16 protein-coding genes and 1 pseudogene are annotated in these 19,366 nt (G+C 43.3%); 12 read left to right on the top strand and 5 right to left on the bottom strand.

Annotation, left to right across the window (positions count from 1 at the left end):
* Positions 1–10 precede the first annotated feature (10 nt).
* Positions 11–424: a gamma-glutamylcyclotransferase family protein gene (locus DK187_RS04585; RefSeq protein ID WP_111606154.1), complete on the top strand. Its 414-nt coding sequence runs from the start codon at positions 11–13 to the stop codon at positions 422–424.
* Positions 425–438: 14 nt separating this feature from the next.
* Here the strand turns inward: DK187_RS04585 and DK187_RS04580 are convergent, their stop codons facing one another.
* The 3 genes from DK187_RS04580 to DK187_RS04565 form a co-directional block, all read right to left on the bottom strand.
* Entirely contained in the window at positions 439–996 is a 558-nt protein-coding gene (locus DK187_RS04580) for a helix-turn-helix domain-containing protein (RefSeq protein WP_111606153.1), read from the bottom strand.
* Between the two features lie 296 nt (positions 997–1,292).
* The gene (locus tag DK187_RS04570; protein WP_111606152.1) at positions 1,293–1,562 is read right to left on the bottom strand and encodes a type II toxin-antitoxin system YafQ family toxin; all 270 of its coding nucleotides are present in this window, start codon (positions 1,560–1,562) and stop codon (positions 1,293–1,295) included.
* A gap of 6 nt (positions 1,563–1,568) precedes the next feature.
* Positions 1,569–1,835: a type II toxin-antitoxin system RelB/DinJ family antitoxin gene (locus DK187_RS04565; RefSeq protein WP_111606151.1), complete on the bottom strand. Its 267-nt coding sequence runs from the start codon at positions 1,833–1,835 to the stop codon at positions 1,569–1,571.
* A gap of 328 nt (positions 1,836–2,163) precedes the next feature.
* Here DK187_RS04565 and DK187_RS04560 point away from each other — a divergent pair, with 328 nt between their 5' ends.
* The 9 genes and pseudogenes from DK187_RS04560 (at position 2,164) to DK187_RS04525 (ending at position 13,449) form a co-directional block, all read left to right on the top strand.
* Positions 2,164–3,417 carry a sarcosine oxidase subunit beta family protein gene (locus tag DK187_RS04560; protein ID WP_111606150.1) on the top strand — a complete coding sequence of 418 codons (1,254 nt, stop codon included), beginning with the start codon at positions 2,164–2,166 and terminating at the stop codon, positions 3,415–3,417.
* A 32-nt stretch (positions 3,418–3,449) separates the two neighbouring features.
* Positions 3,450–3,743, top strand: a complete 294-nt coding sequence (locus tag DK187_RS04555) for a sarcosine oxidase subunit delta (protein WP_111606149.1) — start codon at positions 3,450–3,452, stop codon at positions 3,741–3,743.
* A 12-nt stretch (positions 3,744–3,755) separates the two neighbouring features.
* On the top strand, positions 3,756–6,788 hold the full coding sequence (locus tag DK187_RS04550) for a sarcosine oxidase subunit alpha (protein WP_111606148.1): 3,033 nt from the start codon (positions 3,756–3,758) through the stop codon (positions 6,786–6,788).
* Positions 6,781–7,458: a sarcosine oxidase subunit gamma gene (locus tag DK187_RS04545; protein ID WP_111606147.1), complete on the top strand. Its 678-nt coding sequence runs from the start codon at positions 6,781–6,783 to the stop codon at positions 7,456–7,458. The genes DK187_RS04550 and DK187_RS04545 overlap by 8 nt, the downstream gene beginning before the upstream one ends.
* A 103-nt stretch (positions 7,459–7,561) precedes the next feature.
* Entirely contained in the window at positions 7,562–8,428 is an 867-nt protein-coding gene (purU, locus tag DK187_RS04540; protein WP_111606146.1) for a formyltetrahydrofolate deformylase, read from the top strand.
* Positions 8,429–8,763: 335 nt separating this feature from the next.
* The gene (locus DK187_RS21355; RefSeq protein ID WP_223232348.1) at positions 8,764–8,979 is read left to right on the top strand and encodes a hypothetical protein; all 216 of its coding nucleotides are present in this window, start codon (positions 8,764–8,766) and stop codon (positions 8,977–8,979) included.
* A 21-nt stretch (positions 8,980–9,000) separates the two neighbouring features.
* Positions 9,001–9,672, top strand: a pseudogene (locus DK187_RS04535) (alpha/beta hydrolase); the annotation flags it as partial.
* Between the two features lie 123 nt (positions 9,673–9,795).
* Positions 9,796–11,535: a D-lactate dehydrogenase gene (dld, locus tag DK187_RS04530; protein ID WP_111606145.1), complete on the top strand. Its 1,740-nt coding sequence runs from the start codon at positions 9,796–9,798 to the stop codon at positions 11,533–11,535.
* 432 nt (positions 11,536–11,967) lie between these two features.
* A complete protein-coding gene (locus DK187_RS04525) occupies positions 11,968–13,449 on the top strand; it encodes a carboxypeptidase M32 (protein WP_111606144.1) in 1,482 nt (493 codons plus the stop codon).
* Between the two features lie 653 nt (positions 13,450–14,102).
* Here DK187_RS04525 and DK187_RS04520 read toward each other — a convergent pair.
* Positions 14,103–14,990 (bottom strand): hypothetical protein, encoded by an 888-nt coding sequence (locus DK187_RS04520; protein WP_111606143.1) that lies wholly within the window; start codon positions 14,988–14,990, stop codon positions 14,103–14,105.
* Positions 14,990–16,690 (bottom strand): zinc ribbon domain-containing protein, encoded by a 1,701-nt coding sequence (locus tag DK187_RS04515; RefSeq protein ID WP_111606142.1) that lies wholly within the window; start codon positions 16,688–16,690, stop codon positions 14,990–14,992. Before DK187_RS04515 ends, DK187_RS04520 begins: the two co-directional genes overlap by 1 nt.
* Before the next feature lie 71 nt (positions 16,691–16,761).
* Here DK187_RS04515 and DK187_RS04510 point away from each other — a divergent pair, with 71 nt between their 5' ends.
* Together DK187_RS04510 and DK187_RS04505 are read left to right on the top strand one after the other, a co-directional pair.
* Positions 16,762–17,874: an N-6 DNA methylase gene (locus tag DK187_RS04510; RefSeq protein WP_111606141.1), complete on the top strand. Its 1,113-nt coding sequence runs from the start codon at positions 16,762–16,764 to the stop codon at positions 17,872–17,874.
* Positions 17,875–18,198: 324 nt separating this feature from the next.
* Positions 18,199–19,170 (top strand): transposase, encoded by a 972-nt coding sequence (locus DK187_RS04505; protein ID WP_111606140.1) that lies wholly within the window; start codon positions 18,199–18,201, stop codon positions 19,168–19,170.
* Positions 19,171–19,366 lie beyond the last annotated feature (196 nt).

Below are 19,366 nucleotides of genomic sequence, written 5' to 3'. Positions count from 1 at the left end.
GAGCCTATGAATGCACAAGATTTTTGTCTTTGGGACGTTGAAAGAAGGGTTTCCTAACTTTGAAACCAATAAGGGTATTCGTTATCGGGGGGATTTTGAAACCAAAGAACGTTTCCCTTTGTATCTTGTGGGTCAGCGTTTTTCACCTTGGTTGATATTGCAGGCAGGCGAGGGGCATCACGTCAGAGGGCAGGTGTTTGACGTGCCAGATGACGTCTTAGTGGAAATGGATACGTTGGAAAGAATCACGGCACCAGATGGTTATCGCAAGGTGAGAATGTCTGTTATTTGCCTAGAAACTGGCGATGAGATACCTGTCTTAACTTATGGTAAACCACCAGAAATGCTAGAAGGTGCGCAGGTCATGCAGGAGCTAGCTGGCGAGTATGGCCTTGAGCATGCTGCGTTGTATCGTAGTCGATAAATAAAAAGCGTATTTTACTGCAGCTCTATCAAGCTGTCTGATGGTAGAAATAGTTTAGTAATCTGACTTGGTATTACGTCTTTAAGATCACTGATTTCTCTCGCTAAATTGATTTTTCGTGATGCTTCAGCGATTTCAATTAACGAGTGATTGATAGGTGAGTGGTTTGTATGAGTCGTGCTCCACGCTAAAACGTTTGCTAAATGCCATATCTGCGTGGCTCCAGAATGCACAGGCGTAGGGAAGGTCATAATGTGCTTGTTTACCATCTTTTGTACTGCTTGACGACTCACTTTTAGAATCGCTGCAATATCAGAGACTCCAACTAAGTCTGGGCTAGATTCAATCAATGTCGCATTTGGTATAGCGGATAAAACGTTTTCCAATGCTGATGTCATCGCATCGATCGCGCTATCGGAGTGACGAGTAAAATTTAACGCTATTCGTCCTGAAACACCTACACCAATCATGGCATCGTCACAGCCGGCTTCCATTAGTGCATCAAGATAAAATTGTGGGTCGGTATCTCTAGTGGGTAAGGCAAAGGTTAAGGTGAACTCGTATTCTTTCATGGTCTAACTCTCTTAATCATTGCTTTGAAAAATGCAATTATCGACGACTCTTCTAATCTGCTTGGCGTGATTTGCACTATTCTTAGGAGTGCTCCATATACTCATCGAGCAAAATTCCCTACATCGACAATCTAGGCTGTTATTTGGGCATCGGAGTATTCCCCAAGCGTGTGCGCTAGATCCTGATGACTTAACCGTCCAGCCTTTGCTTTCGTGAAAGTGTAGTTTTAGATACGAAGGTTGTCAGATGACAACTTGATTCGATTGTCTGTTGCAGAAAACTGAGGCGCTAAGAGTCAAAAAACGTCACTATGAGATCCAATTCTAGCCAGTTGTAAGGCGTTATCTATTACTCTGTAAATAAGAACCAAATCCGGTTTTATATGGCAGTCTTTGAATCCGAGCCAATTTCCTGTTAGTGGATGATTTACGTGCTTAGTATCTAAGCTTTCTCCGCGCTGTAGGCGGGAAATGATATTCCCAACTTCAATGATGTCGGCAATGGGCATTTTGGTGATTTTCTTAAAATCTTTTTTGAATTGTGTTGAATATACAAGCTGATACATTGTCGGCTACCTTGCCTCTGTTAATTCCTCAAACATGCTGCTGACGGATTCGGCCTTATGTCCTTGGCCTTGATTCAGCTCTTTCATTGCGGCGATGGTGTCTGTATTTGGTTGACGCATTTTTATATCAAACGGAATTCCGCCGTGGTTGATAACGGCTTTCGCAAACAGCTTAATGGCTTGTGAAGGGCTTAAACCGACTTCATCACAGATGTGTGTAAACGCGGCTTTAGTTTCGTGATCTATACGAGTACTGAGCATTTCGTTCTTCATAATTTGCTCCTAATATGTTGCTTTGTATTACATAGTATAACAAATGAGTTGATATTTGGAACAAAGTACTATTATGAATGTTAATTTATAGGTTGGGGGGACTCGTCAAATGGGTGTCTTCGGCTTTCCATAAGAATGAGCTATTAAATCATAAACTCACCTAGTTCATGGCCCTATCCAAAGCCGTCATGCCCGCTGTCGTAATTTGTCATTCGCTGGACGCTTCCAAGCATTAGATAAAAAATCATTGTCTTTATCATCAGTCGTAACAGGTGGTTAATGCGCTTTCATTCATCACATTTTTTTGTCCACATAAGGAGCTGATCTGATGCAGCATTATTCAGGCTTTGGGTTGTTAAAGCACAGTTTTAGCCATCATGAAAACTGGCAGCGGGTGTGGCGTAATCCGACCCCGAAAAAGAAATACGATGTGATCATTGTAGGCGGTGGCGGCCATGGTTTGGCGACAGCGTATTATTTGGCAAAAGAGTTTGGCATCACCAATGTCGCGGTGATTGAAAAAGGCTTTTTAGGTGGTGGTAACACAGCACGCAATACCACGATTGTTCGTTCTAATTATTTATGGGATGAAGCGGCGCATTTGTATGAGCACGCTATGAAGCTGTGGGAAGGTCTGTCACAGGATTTGAACTACAACGTGATGTTTTCACAACGTGGTTGTTTGAACCTAGGCCACACCTTGCAAGACATGCGCGACATTCAACGTCGCGTCAATGCCAACCGTTTAAATGGCATCGATGGTGAAGTGTTAGACACGCAGCAAGTCAAAGAAATTGTCCCCGTGCTGGACTGTTCTGATCGTGCACGTTACCCAGTGTTGGGAGCATCGTGGCAACCGCGTGCGGGTGTCGCTCGTCACGATGCTGTGGCATGGGGCTTTGCTCGTGGCGCGGATGCCCATGGCGTGGATTTGATCCAGCAAACCGAAGTGGAAGATCTCATTATCGAAGATGGTACCGTTGTTGGTGTGCGTACGGCCCGTTATGGCGAAATTCGTGCTGACCGAGTGGGTTGTGTCGTCGCAGGGAATTCCAGCGTACTGGCCAAAATGGCGGGCTTTGAATTGCCGCTAGAATCTCATCCTTTACAAGCTTTGGTGTCAGAACCCATCAAGCCGATTCTCGATACAGTGGTCATGTCGAACCAAGTACATGGTTACGCGTCGCAATCAGACAAAGGCGATTTGGTAATCGGGGCTGGGATCGACAGTTACAACGGCTATGGTCAGCGAGGTTCTTATTCCACTATTGAGCACACCATTCAAGCGATTGTCGAAATGTTTCCGGTTTTCAGCCGTGTGCGCATGAACCGCCAATGGGGCGGTATCGTCGACACTTGTCCAGATGCCTGTCCGATTATCAGCGAAACTCCGGTAAAGAATTTGTTTTTCAACTGTGGTTGGGGAACGGGCGGGTTTAAAGCAACGCCAGGCTCAGGTCATGTGTTTGCTGCGTCTTTGGCGAAAGGCGAAATGCACCCATTGGCGAAACCTTTTTCCATGTTCCGTTTCCATAACGGCGCGCTGGTGGATGAACACGGCGCGGCTGGCGTAGCACATTAAGCGGGCGAAGACCGAATTAGGAGAGAAATACCATGTTTCATATTTATTGCCCGCATTGTTGCGAATACCGCGAGGAAGAAGAATTTCATGTGGCAGGTCAGGCGCATATTGCACGACCACTAGATCCCGATGCCTGCACAGACAAAGAATGGGGTGAGTTTATGTATTTTCGTGCGAATCCGCGTGGCATACATCATGAACTGTGGGTGCATGGGGCGGGTTGCCGTAAATACTTTAACGTCACACGTGACACCCAAACTTACGAAATCAAAGAAGTCTACAAGGTGGGCGAAAAGCCCTCTGTTGTAGCCGACGACGTGAAATAGAGGCGCGATATTATGACACAAGATTTGAGCAAGCAGTCTAATCGTCTTCAAGAAGGTGGACGAATCGATCGCGCTAAACCGCTGACTTTTACTTACAATGGCAAACAATACAAAGGCTTCGAAGGCGATACCTTGGCCTCAGCTTTGTTGGCAAATGGCGTTGATATTGTGGGTCGCAGTTTTAAATACAGTCGTCCGCGCGGTATTGTCGCGGCGGGCGCGGAAGAACCAAACGCCATCATGCAAATTGGCTCGACCGAAGCCACGCAAATTCCAAACGTGCGCGCCACCCAACAGTCGCTGTATGCGGGCTTGGTGGCGAGCAGTACCAATGGTTGGCCCAACGTTGATATGGATTTGATGGGCTTGGTGGGGAAAGTCGGTGGGAAAATGATGCCACCGGGGTTTTATTACAAAACCTTTATGTACCCAAAATCCATGTGGGAAACTTACGAATCCTATATTCGTAAAGCCGCAGGTCTTGGTCGTGCACCAAAGGAAAATGATCCAGACATTTACGACAAGATGAACCAACATTGTGACCTGCTCATCGTTGGCGCAGGCCCAGCCGGCTTGGCGGCGGCGTTAAGTGCCGCACGAGCCGGTGCTCGCGTGATTATTGCCGATGAGCAAAGTGAATTTGGTGGCAGTTTATTAAGCAGCAAAGAAACGCTGAATGGCAAACCAGCCGCCGAATGGGTCGCGGAAGTCGTGCAAGAATTGTCTGGCTGCGCGGATGTTTTGATGCTGCCAAACTCTCAGGTAAACGGCTATCACGATCATAACTTTTTAACTATTCAACAGCATTGTACCGATCAATTTGCCGATCGTGCGCCCAATGGTCAAATCGCTCAACGCTTGCATCGTGTGCGTGCCAAATGGGTGATCTTGGCAACGGGCGCTCATGAACGCCCTTTGGTGTATGGCAACAACGATATACCTGGTTGCATGGTGGCGAATGCGGTATCGACTTATATCAACCGTTATGGCGTAGTGCCGGGCAAGGATTTGGTCTTAATGACTTCCAATGACAATGCTTATCGCGCTGCGCTAGATTGGCACGACGCAGGTCGTCGAGTCGTCGCCATTGTGGACTCGCGCAAGAACCCAAAAGGCACCTTTGTTGAAGCCGCGCGGGAACGTGGCATCAGCATTTTGGTGGGGTCTGGCGTCATTGAGGCGCACGGCAATAAGCGAGTGACGGGCGTTTCTATTGCACCGCTTAACGAAGCCGGCGATGCCGTGGTGGGGCCTATCGTCAAAATGGCCGCAGACACAGTGGCCACATCGGGCGGTTGGAGTCCGGTGATTCACTTGTCTTGTCATACGGGCGCTCGTCCGGTTTGGAACGATGATATTCTCGGTTTTACACCAGGTAAGACCTATCAAAAACAGCTTACTGCTGGTGCAATTAATGGCGCCTTTTCAACCGCTGCCGCACTGTCCGAGGGGTTCAGCGCCGCATCAGACGCCTTGTCTCACTTGGGCTTGGCGAAACCTGAGCGAGTATTGCCTGAAGCCGAACAAATTCAAGAGAGCAAAGCCATGGCTTTGTTCCACCTTCCTCATACCAAACCGACATCAAAAGCGCCTAAGCAGTTTGTCGATTATCAAAACGACGTGACGGCTGCGGGTATTGAATTAGCGTGTCGTGAAGGCTTTGAATCCATTGAGCATGTGAAACGTTATACCGCCATGGGCTTTGGTACTGACCAAGGTAAGTTGGGCAATATTAACGGCATGGCGATTGCCGCGAAAATACTTAAGCAAACCATCCCTCAAACCGGCACAACCATTTTCCGCCCGAACTACACGCCGGTGACGTTTGGCGCCATTGCTGGACGGGATTGCGGAGAATTATTTGACCCAAAACGCTATACAGCCATGCACGCTTGGCATGTGGAACGTGGGGCGAAATTTGAAGACGTAGGGCAGTGGAAACGTGCTTGGTATTACCCGAAGGGCAATGAAACCATGCAAGAAGCACTCAACCGAGAATGTTTAGCGACACGTGAATCGGTCGGCATATTAGACGCCTCCACCTTGGGCAAAATTGATATTCAAGGCAAAGACGCACGGGAGTTCTTAGGGCGTGTTTACACCAACGCTTGGGCGAAATTACCCGTCGGTAAATGCCGTTATGGTTTGATGTGTGGTGAAGACGGTATGGTCTTCGACGACGGTGTGACTTCCTGTTTGGCGGAAAATCATTTCTTGATGACCACAACGACGGGCGGTGCCGCCCGCGTCTTGTCTTGGTTAGAGATTTACCATCAAACCGAATGGCCTGAGTTGGAGGTGTACTTCACCAGTGTCACCGACCATTGGTCAACCATGACGATTTCTGGACCAAACAGCCGTAAGCTGTTGGAAAAATTAACCGACTATGATGTATCCAAAGACAACATGGCCTTTATGGATTGGAAATCCATGACGGTCGCGGGCGTGCCAGCACGAGTATTCCGCATTTCTTTCACAGGCGAGTTGTCGTTCGAAATCAACGTTCAAGCCAACTATGGCATGCACGTTTGGAAAGCGTTATTTGAGCAGGGTGAAGAGTTTAACCTAACACCATACGGCACAGAAACCATGCATATTTTGCGGGCGGAAAAAGGCTTTATTATTGCGGGTCAAGACACCGATGGTTCTGTGCATCCGTTTGACTTAGGCATGTCGTGGGCCGTGTCGATGCAGAAACCCTTTAGCTTTATCGGTAAGCGCGGAATGCAGCGTGAAGACTGCGTTCGTGAGAATCGTAAACAGCTGGTGGGTCTGAAAACCATTGATCCGAATGTGGTATTGCCAGAAGGCGCGCAAGGCGTATTCGATCCGAAAGCGCCGATTCCTATGCCAATGGTTGGTCATGTAACGTCAAGTTACTGGAGCGCGAACTTAAATCGTTCCGTTGCCATGGGCTTTGTCAAAGGCGGCTTAGATAAAATGGGGCAAAAAGTCTTTTACCCATTGGCGGATGGTCGAGTGATCGAAGCGGAAATTTGTAGCCCAGTATTTTTAGATCCAAAAGGGGAGCGTCAACATGTCTGATGTCACTGTAGCGGCTGAGTTAAAAACGGAACCTAAATTGGTGACAAACCAATTACCCGCGGCCGAGATAATGGGGGAAAGCCCATTACACCATGCGGATCTAGAAAGTGTTGCAAAACATGGCCCACAAGAGGGCGGTGTGCACTTTCATGAACGTAAGTTGATGGGATTATTAACCCTGCGTTGTATGCCCTCCGCAGAGCAGCAAGAAGTAATCAAGTCCTTATTGGGCGTGGCATTGCCAATGCAGCCATTGACGTCAGTAACGGCGGATGATTCACCAATAGGTAAGGTTTCAGTTCGCTGGGTATCGCCAGATGAATGGCTGATTATCATGGTGGGTGAAAAAGCGTTTGAATTGGAAACGAGCTTTTTTGAAAAGCTAATGGGTCACTATTCATTGGTGAATATCAGTGGTGGCACAACGATTTTTAATGTGTCTGGCCGCCATGTGGTGGATATGCTGAAAAAATCCACCCCAGTGGATTTACATGCGAGTGAGTTTCCCGTTGGCAAAGTAGTGTCGACCGTATTTGCCAAAAGCGGTGCGATGATTTGTCGTGTGGCAGAGGACCAATTCGAATTGGTGGTACGCCGCAGCTTTGCCGATTATCTCTGGTTATGGATTCAAGACGCCAGTCGAGAATACGGTTTGGTCGTTCACCACTAACGGCTTTTCATCCATTTGTGTCATTCACGGTTTGGGTTGGCCACTTTATGGTGGTCAGCCTGTTTTGTGACGTAAACAGCATAAGACAATAAGAGATTATTTTATGAAATCAAAAACCGCGCCTTGGATTTTTACCGCCAGCTGCCCAAGCATTATCGGAACGGTCGATGTAGTGACTCGATACATGGCTCAGGCCGGTAATTACATTGATGAGATTCATTCTTTTGATGATCGAGAGTCGGGACGTTTTTTTATTCGTATAGAATTTTTGCCTCAGAACGCAAATTTCAGTGAAGAAGCCTTTAACGCAGAATTTACCGAACGTGCCGCAGAGTTTTCGATGGATTGGTCGTTAACCGCGCCGAACCATAAACAAAAAGTCGCGATTATGGTGTCAAAATACGATCATTGTTTGAATGATTTGTTGTATCGCTTTCGCACCGGTCAGCTAAACATCGACGTCACAGTCATTATCTCCAATCATCCCGATTTGGAAGACCTTGCTAAATGGCACGGTATTCCGTATTACCACTTGCCAATCACCGCCGACACCAAGTTAGAACAAGAAGCGCAAGTACGAGAACTGATCGAGCAATACGATACTGAATTGGTCGTGCTAGCGCGCTACATGCAAGTGCTCTCGCCGAGCATGTGTGAATACCTTGATGGTCGTGCGATCAACATTCATCACTCATTATTGCCAGGGTTTAAAGGCGCCCGTCCTTATCACCAAGCCTGGGAAAAAGGCGTGAAAATGGTCGGCGCGACTGCCCATTATGTTAACAACGACCTCGACGAAGGCCCGATTATTTCCCAAGGTATTCAAGTGGTGAACCATGCTCATTATGCTGAAGATCTAATCGCCAAGGGCCAAGACATCGAACGTGTTACCTTGTTCAACGCCGTGAAATGCCACGTGGAAAAACGCGTGTTCTTGAATGGCAAACGCACCGTGGTATTTGGTGGTTGATCTGGTTATTTGAAAGTGGGTTAATTAAAGTGAAAAGCCGTTCGGGGGAGCGGCTTTTTAGCAATGGTTGATACTTATTAAGTATGTGTTTGCGTTATGAAGTACAACAAAAGAGGCGGGGGAAAGAGCTATCGCTCAGCGCACCGCATTAAGGCAGCCCGCCAATCTGAGTTGTTTCCAACCGCATATTAAAGATTTTAGGTAGTATGCTTTGATAATTCAACCGTTTGATGATTTTGGGGTGCAAATTACAGTATAAGAATTCTGGTCTATTTTTCTCTTTGCTGCGTATGATTTCTTGATGGATGAATTTCAATAAACACAAGAGGTCAATTTTGACGATAACAAAAGTCTGTGTGGCGCTGAGTTCTTTACTGCTGGTTGCCTGTACGAAAGTCGGGTTGAGCGTCGCCAATTTACCCAATACCTTCAGTGATACCAACACAACCAAAGACATTGCTTATGGCGCTGAGCCTTGGCAAAAATTAGACATTTATGTTCCGCCGCATTCTTCTGGTCAATACTCTTCTGGTCAATACTCTTCTGGTTAATACTCTTCTGGTCAATCTCTTCCTGTTGTGGTTTTCTTTTACGGTGGAAGCTGGAAAGACGGCTCAAAAGATATGTACCCTTTTGTGGGGGAAGCCTTTGCGAAAAAAGGCTACATCACAGTGATTGCCGATTACAGTAAATACCCTCAGGTAAAGTTTCCGACCTTTGTTGAAGATGGCGCCAAAGCGGTCGCTTGGACGTATCGTAATATTGCCCAATACCAAGGCGACCCTGAACGATTGTTTATTGCCGGACATTCTGCAGGCGCTCACATTGGTGCCATGGTGACGGCGGACAAACATTACTTACAAGCCGAAGGCTTAACGCCATCCATTATAAACGCCTTTGCGGGATTAGCTGGACCCTATGATTTTGTGCCTTACGAAGAAGATTACATGGACATGTTTGGCCCACCAGAAAACTACCCCAACATGCAGGTAACGACCTTTATTGATGGCAAAGAGCCGCCAATGCTACTGCTGTGGGGCGATGACGATACCATAGTAGGTAAAAGCAACATGGACAAACTGATTGCGAAAATTAATATTGAGCAGGGCGCCGTTGAAAGCAGAGTTTACCAAGGTGTTGGTCATGCCGACATGGTGTCTAGCCTTATTTGGTTTTTGAAAAGCAAAGCGCCGATCTTAGATGACGTTGACAACTTTTTTCAGCGGCATACATCATTGCCATAAGCGTTCCTTATGAAGATGATTACCAATTCTGCGGTTAGAGTGTTTTTTACAACTCGTTAAGTTTAGTATACTCGGCTCTTTCCCCCGACACGTTGCGAAGTACCCTCTATGACGGAAAACAGTATGACGGAAACCAATTTCAGCTTAGATTTGGCCGCTGAGTTAAAGGCCATCGTAGGAAATCAATACACGTTAACCGACGAAGATAAGACAAAACCGTATAGCCAAGGTTTTCGTCTAGGGGGTGGCAAGGCCTACGCCGTTGTTCGTCCTGGTAGTTTGCTTGAAATTTGGAAGTGTCTGCAAGCCTGTGTTAAAGCCGATGTGATTGTCATTATGCAAGCGGCTAATACTGGCCTGACGGGTGGTTCAACACCCAATGGCGCAGACTATGACCGTCCTATCGTTATTATCAGCACCATGCGCATCGACGACATCCAGCTGCTTGACCAAGGCAAACAAATTGTCGGTTTTGCGGGCAGTACCTTGTTTGGCTTAGAAGACACGCTGAAACCATACGGACGCGAACCACATTCTGTCATCGGTTCGTCTTGTATCGGTGCGTCTATCGTGGGTGGTGTGTGTAACAACTCTGGCGGTGCGTTAGTGCAACGTGGTCCGGCTTACACCGAAATGTCGTTGTTTGCCCAAGTCACCCAAGATGGTGAACTGCAATTGGTGAACAACTTAGGCATTGAGTTGGGCAGCGATCCAGAAGAAATTTTGACCAACTTGCAAAACAAAACGTACCAAGAAAAAGACGTTCAATTCCCAGAAAAACGTGCCTCTGACAACGAATACCATGAGCGCATTCGAGACGTGGATGCGGATACGCCATCGCGCTTCAACAACGACCCACGTCGTTTATACGAAGCGTCTGGTTGTGCAGGTAAACTGGCCGTCTTTGCCGTGCGCATCGATACCTTCCCCATTCCAGAAAAGTATCAAGTTTTCTACATCGGCACCAATGATCCAGCGGTCATGGAGCAAATGCGCCGTGACATGTTATCGACCTTTAAAACCTTGCCTGTGTCGGGCGAATACATGCACAGCAGCAGCTATGACATCAGTAAAAAATACGGCAAAGACAGCTATTTAGTCATCGACAAACTGGGCACCAAATACATCCCAAAAATGTTTGCTCTGAAACGTACCGTAGACAGATGGGCTGGTAAAGTGAAGTTCATGCCGAACAAGTTTTCTGACCGCGTCATGCAATATGCCAGTCAGCTTTTCCCGAACCATCTGCCAAAGCGCATGGAAGATTTTCGTGAAAAATACGAACACCATTGGATCGTCGAAACCAGCAATGATGGCGTCGCCGAAGCACAAGCTTACTTAGACAACTTCTTTAAAAATAACGAAGGGGACTTCTTTGCCTGCACCAAGCGTGAAGCTGACCAAGCTATTTTGCATCGCTTCGTGACGGGTGGTGCCTTGACGCGTTATTACATCATGAATGGCAAAGACTTGGGCTCCATCATGACCATCGACGTGGCCTTCCCACGTAATGAGCGCGATTGGTTTGAAGAGCTACCAAAAGACATCGAAGACAAAGTTGCCGTTAAAATGTACTACGGGCATTTCTTCTGTCACGTCATGCATCAAAACTACATTATGAAAAAAGGCGTTGATGCCAAAGCGGTGAAGAAGCAAATTCTATCCAGCTACGACGCCCGCGGCGCGGAATACCCAGCCGAGCATAACGTAGGGCACGAATATGTTGCGAAACCAGCACTGCGTGAGTTTTACCAAAAAACCGACCCAACCAACAGCTTCAACTCCGGCATCGGCGGCACCAGTAAACTGAAAAACTGGCAAGAACTGAGCCACGAACATAAAGGCTGTGGCTGTCATAAATAAGCGTTAGAACAACATTAAATACAAAAAGCCGAGACCTTTCTTTTAAAGATGTCTCGGCTTTTTTGTTGATAGGTTGTGAGCTTTGAATAGTTTATTTGTTTTGTGTTTTTGAACTAGGCATATCGGCAAGGATTTTGTCAGCTTTTGCCTTTGCTGCTTCTTGAACTTCTGGCTTAATTTTCTTTCTTAATTCCTTTAGTGATTTTGTCATATGGTAATCACCCTTTAGTTAAAATATGCCACTGAGCTAATGTCACTTTTTCGCTCGCCGTTAAATCCTTTAGTTTCATTGTCGTCACCTAGCAATATTTCATGTCTAAGAGGCATAAAACGATTTAGACTAAATGTAACGGATGACAATTTTTACCCTGCTATCACTCATTTATATCGATCCGACAAGCAGCACAACTTTTACATAGGATAAAAACAACCATGTCTCATTACGACAAGTTAACGTCACACTACCAAACACTCAGCCACTTTAACCATGCTCAAGCCATGCTTGGCTGGGATGCGGCGGCAAACATGCCATCGGGTGGTAGTGAAGCGCGCTCTAATGCTATGGCGGAGCTATCGGTTCACATTCACCGTTTATCGACGCAACCACAGCTTGAAGAATGGTTTGGTAATGCCGAGCAAGAATCCTTAAGCACAGAACAACAAGCCAGCCTACGGGAAATGAAACGCCAATGGCTGCAAGCGACTATCGTTCCAGAGGACTTAGTACAAGCCCAATCCATCGCCGGTTCCAAATGCGAACATGCGTGGCGCTCGCAACGCCAAGAAAACGACTGGACAGGCTTCGAAAAGAACTGGAAAGAAGTGGTTGCCTTATCTCGTGAAGAGGCGAAAATCCGTGGCGTAGCGCTTGGCCTTACACCGTATGACGCCATGCTCGACAAATACGAACCGGGTACCACCACCGCGTCGCTAAATACGTTATTTACCGATGTAAAAACTTGGTTGCCAGAACTGATTGAAAACGTTTTGGAAAAGCAGAAGTCTGAATCCATCATTTTACCATCTGGAACTTTCTCCACCGCGACGCAAAAAGCCCTTGGCTTAGAAGTCATGAAACTACTGAAATTCGACTTTAACCGTGGCCGCCTCGACCAAAGTGTTCACCCATTTTGTGGCGGCGTACCAACCGACGTGCGCATTACCACACGCTACAACGAGCAAGACTTTGTACAAGCCTTAATGGGCATCGTTCATGAAACCGGCCACGCCCGCTACGAACAAGGCTTGCCAAAAGCCTTTGCCGGATTGCCAGTGGGCGAAGCCCGCTCCATGGGTATTCATGAATCCCAGTCGTTGTTTTTTGAAATGCAAATAGGGCGCAGCAAACCCTTTATCTCCCACTTGTCACGACTCTCAGCCGACGCCTTCAACGCCCACAACGACCCCGTGTTTGCCGAAGACAACCTCTACAAAATCTACACTCAAGTGGAAAAAGGCTTTATCCGTGTGGACGCCGATGAACTAACCTACCCAGCGCACGTCATCTTGCGTTACGAAATCGAACGCGACCTGATCAACGGCGTCATAGAACACACAGACGTACCAGCCCTGTGGAACGAGAAAATGCAAGCCGCTCTTGGCATCTCCACCAAAGACAACGACAAAAACGGCTGCATGCAAGACATACATTGGACAGATGGCGCCTTTGGCTACTTCCCAAGCTACACACTAGGTGCCATGTACGCGGCTCAATACAAAGCCACCATGATACAAAACGTCGACTTCGACGCTGCCATCCAAAGCGGCGACCTAAGCCCCATCTTCCAATGGCTAAGCGACAACATCTGGTCACAAGCCTCCCTCCACACCACGGATGAACTCGTCAAACGCGCCACAGGCGAAACCCTAAACGCCGCGCATTTTAAAAAGCATCTGGAAGGGCGGTACTTGTAGGCGAACTGTTCCCTCCCCTTATGTCTTCCAAGGGGAGGGCTAGGGAGGGGTATGGCTCTTGGAGCAAAGCAAATGCCACCGCTCGACGTTACGTTGTTAAATTGTTGTTTGACCTCGCTCTCGGCGTTCGCTTTGCTCCTCGCTGTTGTTCGTAAACGCATAACATATTCAATACTGCTGCCAAGTCTCTTCCCCTTTTTCAAGGGGAAGACGGAAGATGGGGTTCCAACTCTCTAATTTCCACAATCCCCTAAAAGTCTTATAGTTTTTCTGTTTTTTCATTGTATTGTCAGTTTATCGTCATGAAAGATTTAGTAAAGATTGCTTGGCTGATATTGGCACGAGATCAAAAATATCATGCTCAAACGATCTAAATTTTAAAGAGTGATACACCAAGTTTTGCTTAGTAAAAAAGAGTGGTGACAAGATAGGTAAGACCGTAACTTAGAAAATTCTGGGGCTAACATCGTTTTGTTGAAACGATAAATGATTAGAACCAAGTTGGCGTTGTTTTTCGTAGAATAGCATCAGAGCTAAACGTTTTTATTATAAACCTGAATGGATAGCTTCTTACCTAACGTTAAATTCTCAAAAATATTATTTTTTAGGAGCTGTGATAAGAAGTTGATATTTAAAAGTATGGGTTTAATTTATTATTTTCTTCTGTAGCGTAATTTATTACAATCTCTGAATTCATGATAGCATTTTAGCTTTAAAAAACTCTTATTTGATGGGCTAAATACATTAAAATATTTATTAAAATATTTTGCATCACTTCTAAAATCCCCTGTCCAATCGTATGTGTTTATAGTCCGATTCAAAAACTCACTGAACAGAGTGTCATTGAGCTCTTTTACTAGGTTATCACATGCCTTTGCGGCTTCTTGTACTACACTTAGTTCAAGTTTAATAGGTTTTTCTAGGTACTCATAATATTGTTCTAAGCCCAAAGATAAGGCATTATTTGAACCGAAAAGTCCAGAACGGTGTACAACACAGTGCCTTAATTGACCAATAAAATCAAAATCAGTAAATGCAGTTGCAAGCTCGGGGTTTTTTGTGAGATTGTTTAAATTTACGCCAGTAAAGCTCTTTACCGTTTCTTTAATATTGTATGCTGAGTGGAAAGAGTAGTCCTCCATCAATGCCTCAGGCAACAATTTTTTATTGTGATGAATAGCTGCTCCATATGTTACTGATTTTGAGTAACTTTTCCCCTTTGACTCCCCATCAATAAGTAGTAGTCTCCTCAGGAGACAGCGAACATAGCTCTCCACCGATGATATAAACCCAAGAATTAGTAGGTTTGAAAGTTTAGCCCATTCCTCGTTGCCCTGAGATGCTAAAGATGTGTAGTTTCCTGTCTTGGGTTCTAAAACGAAACAGCCGAGTAATTTTTTATATGACAACATATTACTTTCATATATATCAATCGGTGACTTATTAGGCTCTTTATAAGATATATCAAATAGGGATTGTGAACGTATTGTAGTAGTGCTTCTCGCACCTGATAATGCAAATTTAAATTCTTTTTTTTTCATTAGTATAAAAACTCATTTGTCCAAGCGTTAATTTTGTTGATAATTTTTTCTGCGTATTTTGGCCCAACTTGTTTTACTTTCTTTAACTCTATAATCGTATCATCGGACATAAGAACATCTTCTATTGTTTTGAATTTAGATATTCTAATAACTTTATGCTGAAAGTCAGTAAAAGGTAACTCTGATAACTTTTTGCTCATACATTCTTTGAATATTGACCCATCAACCAATTCACTACCGCATATATGGCAGAATTTTTGTCCATCTGCAATTCGGGCTGTGCTACAATTAGGGCATTCCGGTAAGTCTATTTTAATATTAGCAATTTCTTTATCTGGGAGAACACGGTTAAACTTTCTTCTTATTGGGTGTTTTTCAGAAGGACCAGATAATACAGATACTAGCTGTGAAACATTAAATCCTCTGCTTTTAATTAAAGCCTTTTCTTTTATTAAAAGTGCTAAATGTGGAACAAAACGTCTCAGCTTCCTCTCTTGGCCATGTGAAACCATTGACATTTCAAAAAGTAGTCCAGCTTCAACTAGGAATTTAATCATTCTTTCAGCTTTTTCATCAATATCTTCTATACCAATTATGATATTTCTCTTAAAGGTATCACCTTTTTTTTCAGAGTTTTCATAGTTGAATTCTTTAATTGAGTTTATCAGGCTAAATAAGAATTTGTTTCCAATATTAATGACGCTACCATATTGTTTGATTTTTTCGGCAATTGATAGAAATTCTTGAATGATATTTTCACATCTAGACTGTATTACTAGGTTTATTCGTTGTTGCTGTGTTTTATTTTTGTCAGAGTCAACATATGATCTTATTAAAGAAATATATGCTCTAGGTATACCAAAAGATGCATACATTAGTAAGTTTAAAATTTGATCATCTATCTTAACATGTTCTCGAAATCTTTTATCAATGATTGTATTCATAAATGGAATATAGTCTTTATCCTGAACATCCATCCATATTGACACCTGTTCAGCATCCTGACCGATATGAAATCTCGGTCCATACTGTGTTGTTCCAGGGTAGACTGAAGCTTTAGGTGAGATTTTTATTGACTTGATGCTTCGAAAAATATCGAAAAATTCAACCATATAGTCTCGAGTTAAAGTTAATGCAGCATCATCTAATAATAAAATTGCTCTTTTCCTACCTTTTGTATCTAGTGCTCTATGAATCAAAGCTTGAGTTAAGGATATATTTATTGTTGATATTAGTTCATCATAATCGTCATTATATATATTTCTTTCCATATCTTTAATAAAATTATAGATTTTTGTTTTGCTAAGGCATTCTTTGTTATAGTTTACATCAAAGCTGTTTATAACATCGAATGATATTTTACAAAGAACCCACGCATGGAAAATATCTAGAGCATTAGATTTATTATGTAGGTATGTTTCTAGCCTTAAGTAATGATTAAATGTGACATAGATTGGAAGTGGTAGACTATCGTCATTTAGGCAAGTATTATAGGCACAACGCATCTGGTGCGTTTTCCCCGTACCTCTAGGTCCTGTAATCAACTTAGCACCTACTTGGATTAGTTTTTTTTGAATGTTCTGGAAATGCAAACTGTTGGCTGTCCAGTCAAGTAACTGCTCATTTGTTAAGTAATCAGCTCTTTCTTCATACTCGCTATTATCGAAAAAAGATAAATCTACTTCTAACTGGTCTGCCATAGGTGTATTCCCTTTACATTAAGGACTAATGTTGTAAAATGATATTTCATATCATAAGGTTATCATGAAAAGTGGTTGAATTAAATCAATACTACACATCTGAATCTACTAGTTTTTTGCTAGCATCAATGCTTGATGTTGAAAACGTGCATTCCTGCCTTGAACTAAGTGCAGGTAAAGGTGCACTTATCGATCCAATCAAGGCGCTCAATGATAATATTCGTTTCACTACTGTAGATCTAGACGGAAATAATACAGATAAACTTATAGAAAAGTATCCAGATGACATTCATATGTGTAGTGATGCTCTAGATATAAATTTGAATTTGGAAGCTAACTATTTCGACTTGGCTGTATGTAATCCACCATTTACTTACATAGATCTTAGCGACAATTATAAGTCTATATTAGGTCAAGATTTTAATTTTATTTTTAATAAAAGTTCTAAGATTAGAGCGGAAGTTTTATTCATCATAAGAAATTTATTTTTTTTGAAGGAAGGTGCAACTCTTGCAGTTATAGTTCCAGATTTTATTTTTTCATCTTATTCTCTTTCTAAATTTAGAGAGGTTCTTTTTTCTAGGTTTACTTTGACAAAAGTAATTGATTGTGAATACAAAAGTTTCAAAAAAACAGAAGCGAAAACATATGTTCTTTTTATAAAAAAGATTGAGCCAGTTAGCGTTGATAATAGTGTTCCTTATTTTGTTTTTTCATCTGGTAATATTAAGAAGGATAAAATTTTACTTTCTTCTACTTTTATTAAAAAAAATAAAGTTGATAATATAGGTTATACTATTTTTAGAGGTATAAATAGTAGTAAAGAGTGCCGGTTGTTAGGAGAGCCATTTCATCATAATTATGCTCATGTCAAAGATTTATCAAATGTATATTACTTTTCTAATAGTGAAAAAAAAACTAATTTTAAATATGCTTTTAGAGGGGATATTTTAATTCACCGTGTTGGGCGCAATATAGGTAGAACTGTTATTCTAGACAGTGAGTATGTCATAATTAGTGATTGTGTCATTGTATTGAGGTTTCATAATGTGGAACTAAAAAAGTCTTTTTTAGACTACTGGGCTTCAAAAAAGAATGAATGGATTTCAAATAATCAAAAAGGAACATGCGCTAAAAATATATCAATAAATAGTTTTAAAAATCTAATTTCATCATTGAGGTGAATTATCAGGAAGAAACTACCAATTTATGACTCTAAATTGTAAATATCTTTGAAGACGTAGCGACTAGGGAGCTTTCTGGAAAGGTAGTTGGAAAGGCATCTATAGAGCCATTTCATGAGTGAAATTAGATATATGTTTGTTACCGAAGTTGCAGCCACTCATCCAAAAGGGCATACATGCTGAATGTTCATGATAAATATCTGGAGTTACTCCATGATTTTGAGTCACTTCCCAATGACTAACAAGACACCCACACAAACTTGACGATTTTTCTCTGTTCTGTATATTTAACCAGTATATTTCTTATGGAAGAGAGGTTTCGTCATGCCAAGAGCTAGAAGTCAGCAAGTTAGTTTACAAGATACGCCTTACTATCACTGTGTCTCTCGCTGTGTTCGTAGGGCGTTTTTGTGTGGGCAAGATCCTGTCTCCGGTGAAAGCTTTGAGCACCGTCGTGACTGGGTTGAAAAGCGTTTGTTATTTTTAGCCAGTGTCTTTGCTATCGATGTTTGTGCGTATGCGGTAATGAGTAACCATCTTCATGTGGTGTTGCATATCAATGCAGAAAAAGCCGCGAAGTGGTCTACATTAGAGGTTCTACAAAGGTGGCATAAGTTACATAAAGGCACCATGTTTACTCAGCAATTAGTGCGAGGTGAGCCATTGCCTGATTATGCTATGGCGTTGGTGGAATCCTCAGCCGAAACCTTTAGAAATCGCCTTACAGACATTAGTTGGTTCATGAGAGAATTGAATGAACCTATTGCTCGCCAAGCGAATTTGGAAGACCAGTGTACAGGTCGGTTCTGGGAAGGGCGATTTAAGTCCCAAGCTCTGCTGGATGAATCGGCATTAGTGGCTTGTATGGCCTATGTTGATCTTAATCCATTGAGAGCAAAAATAAGCCAGACACCAGAAACCTCAGAATTCACCAGTGTTAAAAAACGTGTGACCGCTGCAAGGCATCAAAAGCAACCAAAGTTGCTTTATCCTTTTGTTGGTAACCCCAGAGAAAACATGCCAGATGGTCTACCTTTTGAATTATCAGATTACCTTGAGTTGGTTGATATGACTGGCCGAATCATCCGAGAAGATAAACGAGGTGCGATAGACGCATCATTATTACCGATTCTTCAACGACTCAACATATCCTCAGAAAATTGGCTGTGTATTGCGACAGAATTTGGCGCAAGAACGGGTGCTGTTGTTGGTGCTGAACAATCCATTGCTTATTACTGTGACTCAAACAAACTCAATAGAAAACCAAGATCCAGTCATAACCGACTACTCGCCTAGCTTCATTCCATCCACCATTCATCGTCTTTCTTTACTAATCATATATTAGTAAATTCATTCGACTAACAATCCAATAACCAGTCTTTTAGTCGTTAATTAGTCCTTACCATAACGATAAAAGGTGAGTTTCATATAAATATCATCTCTGGATAAGATCGTTTGGTATGATGTGGCGGTTTTTAAAATGGGTGTCTTG

Origin of the sequence: Marinomonas arctica, from assembly GCF_003259225.1 — a bacterium.
GTDB lineage: Bacteria > Pseudomonadota > Gammaproteobacteria > Pseudomonadales > Marinomonadaceae > Marinomonas > Marinomonas arctica.
The sequence above is the reverse complement of the archived record's forward strand: the minus strand, read 5'-3'. Positions and strand labels throughout refer to the sequence as shown.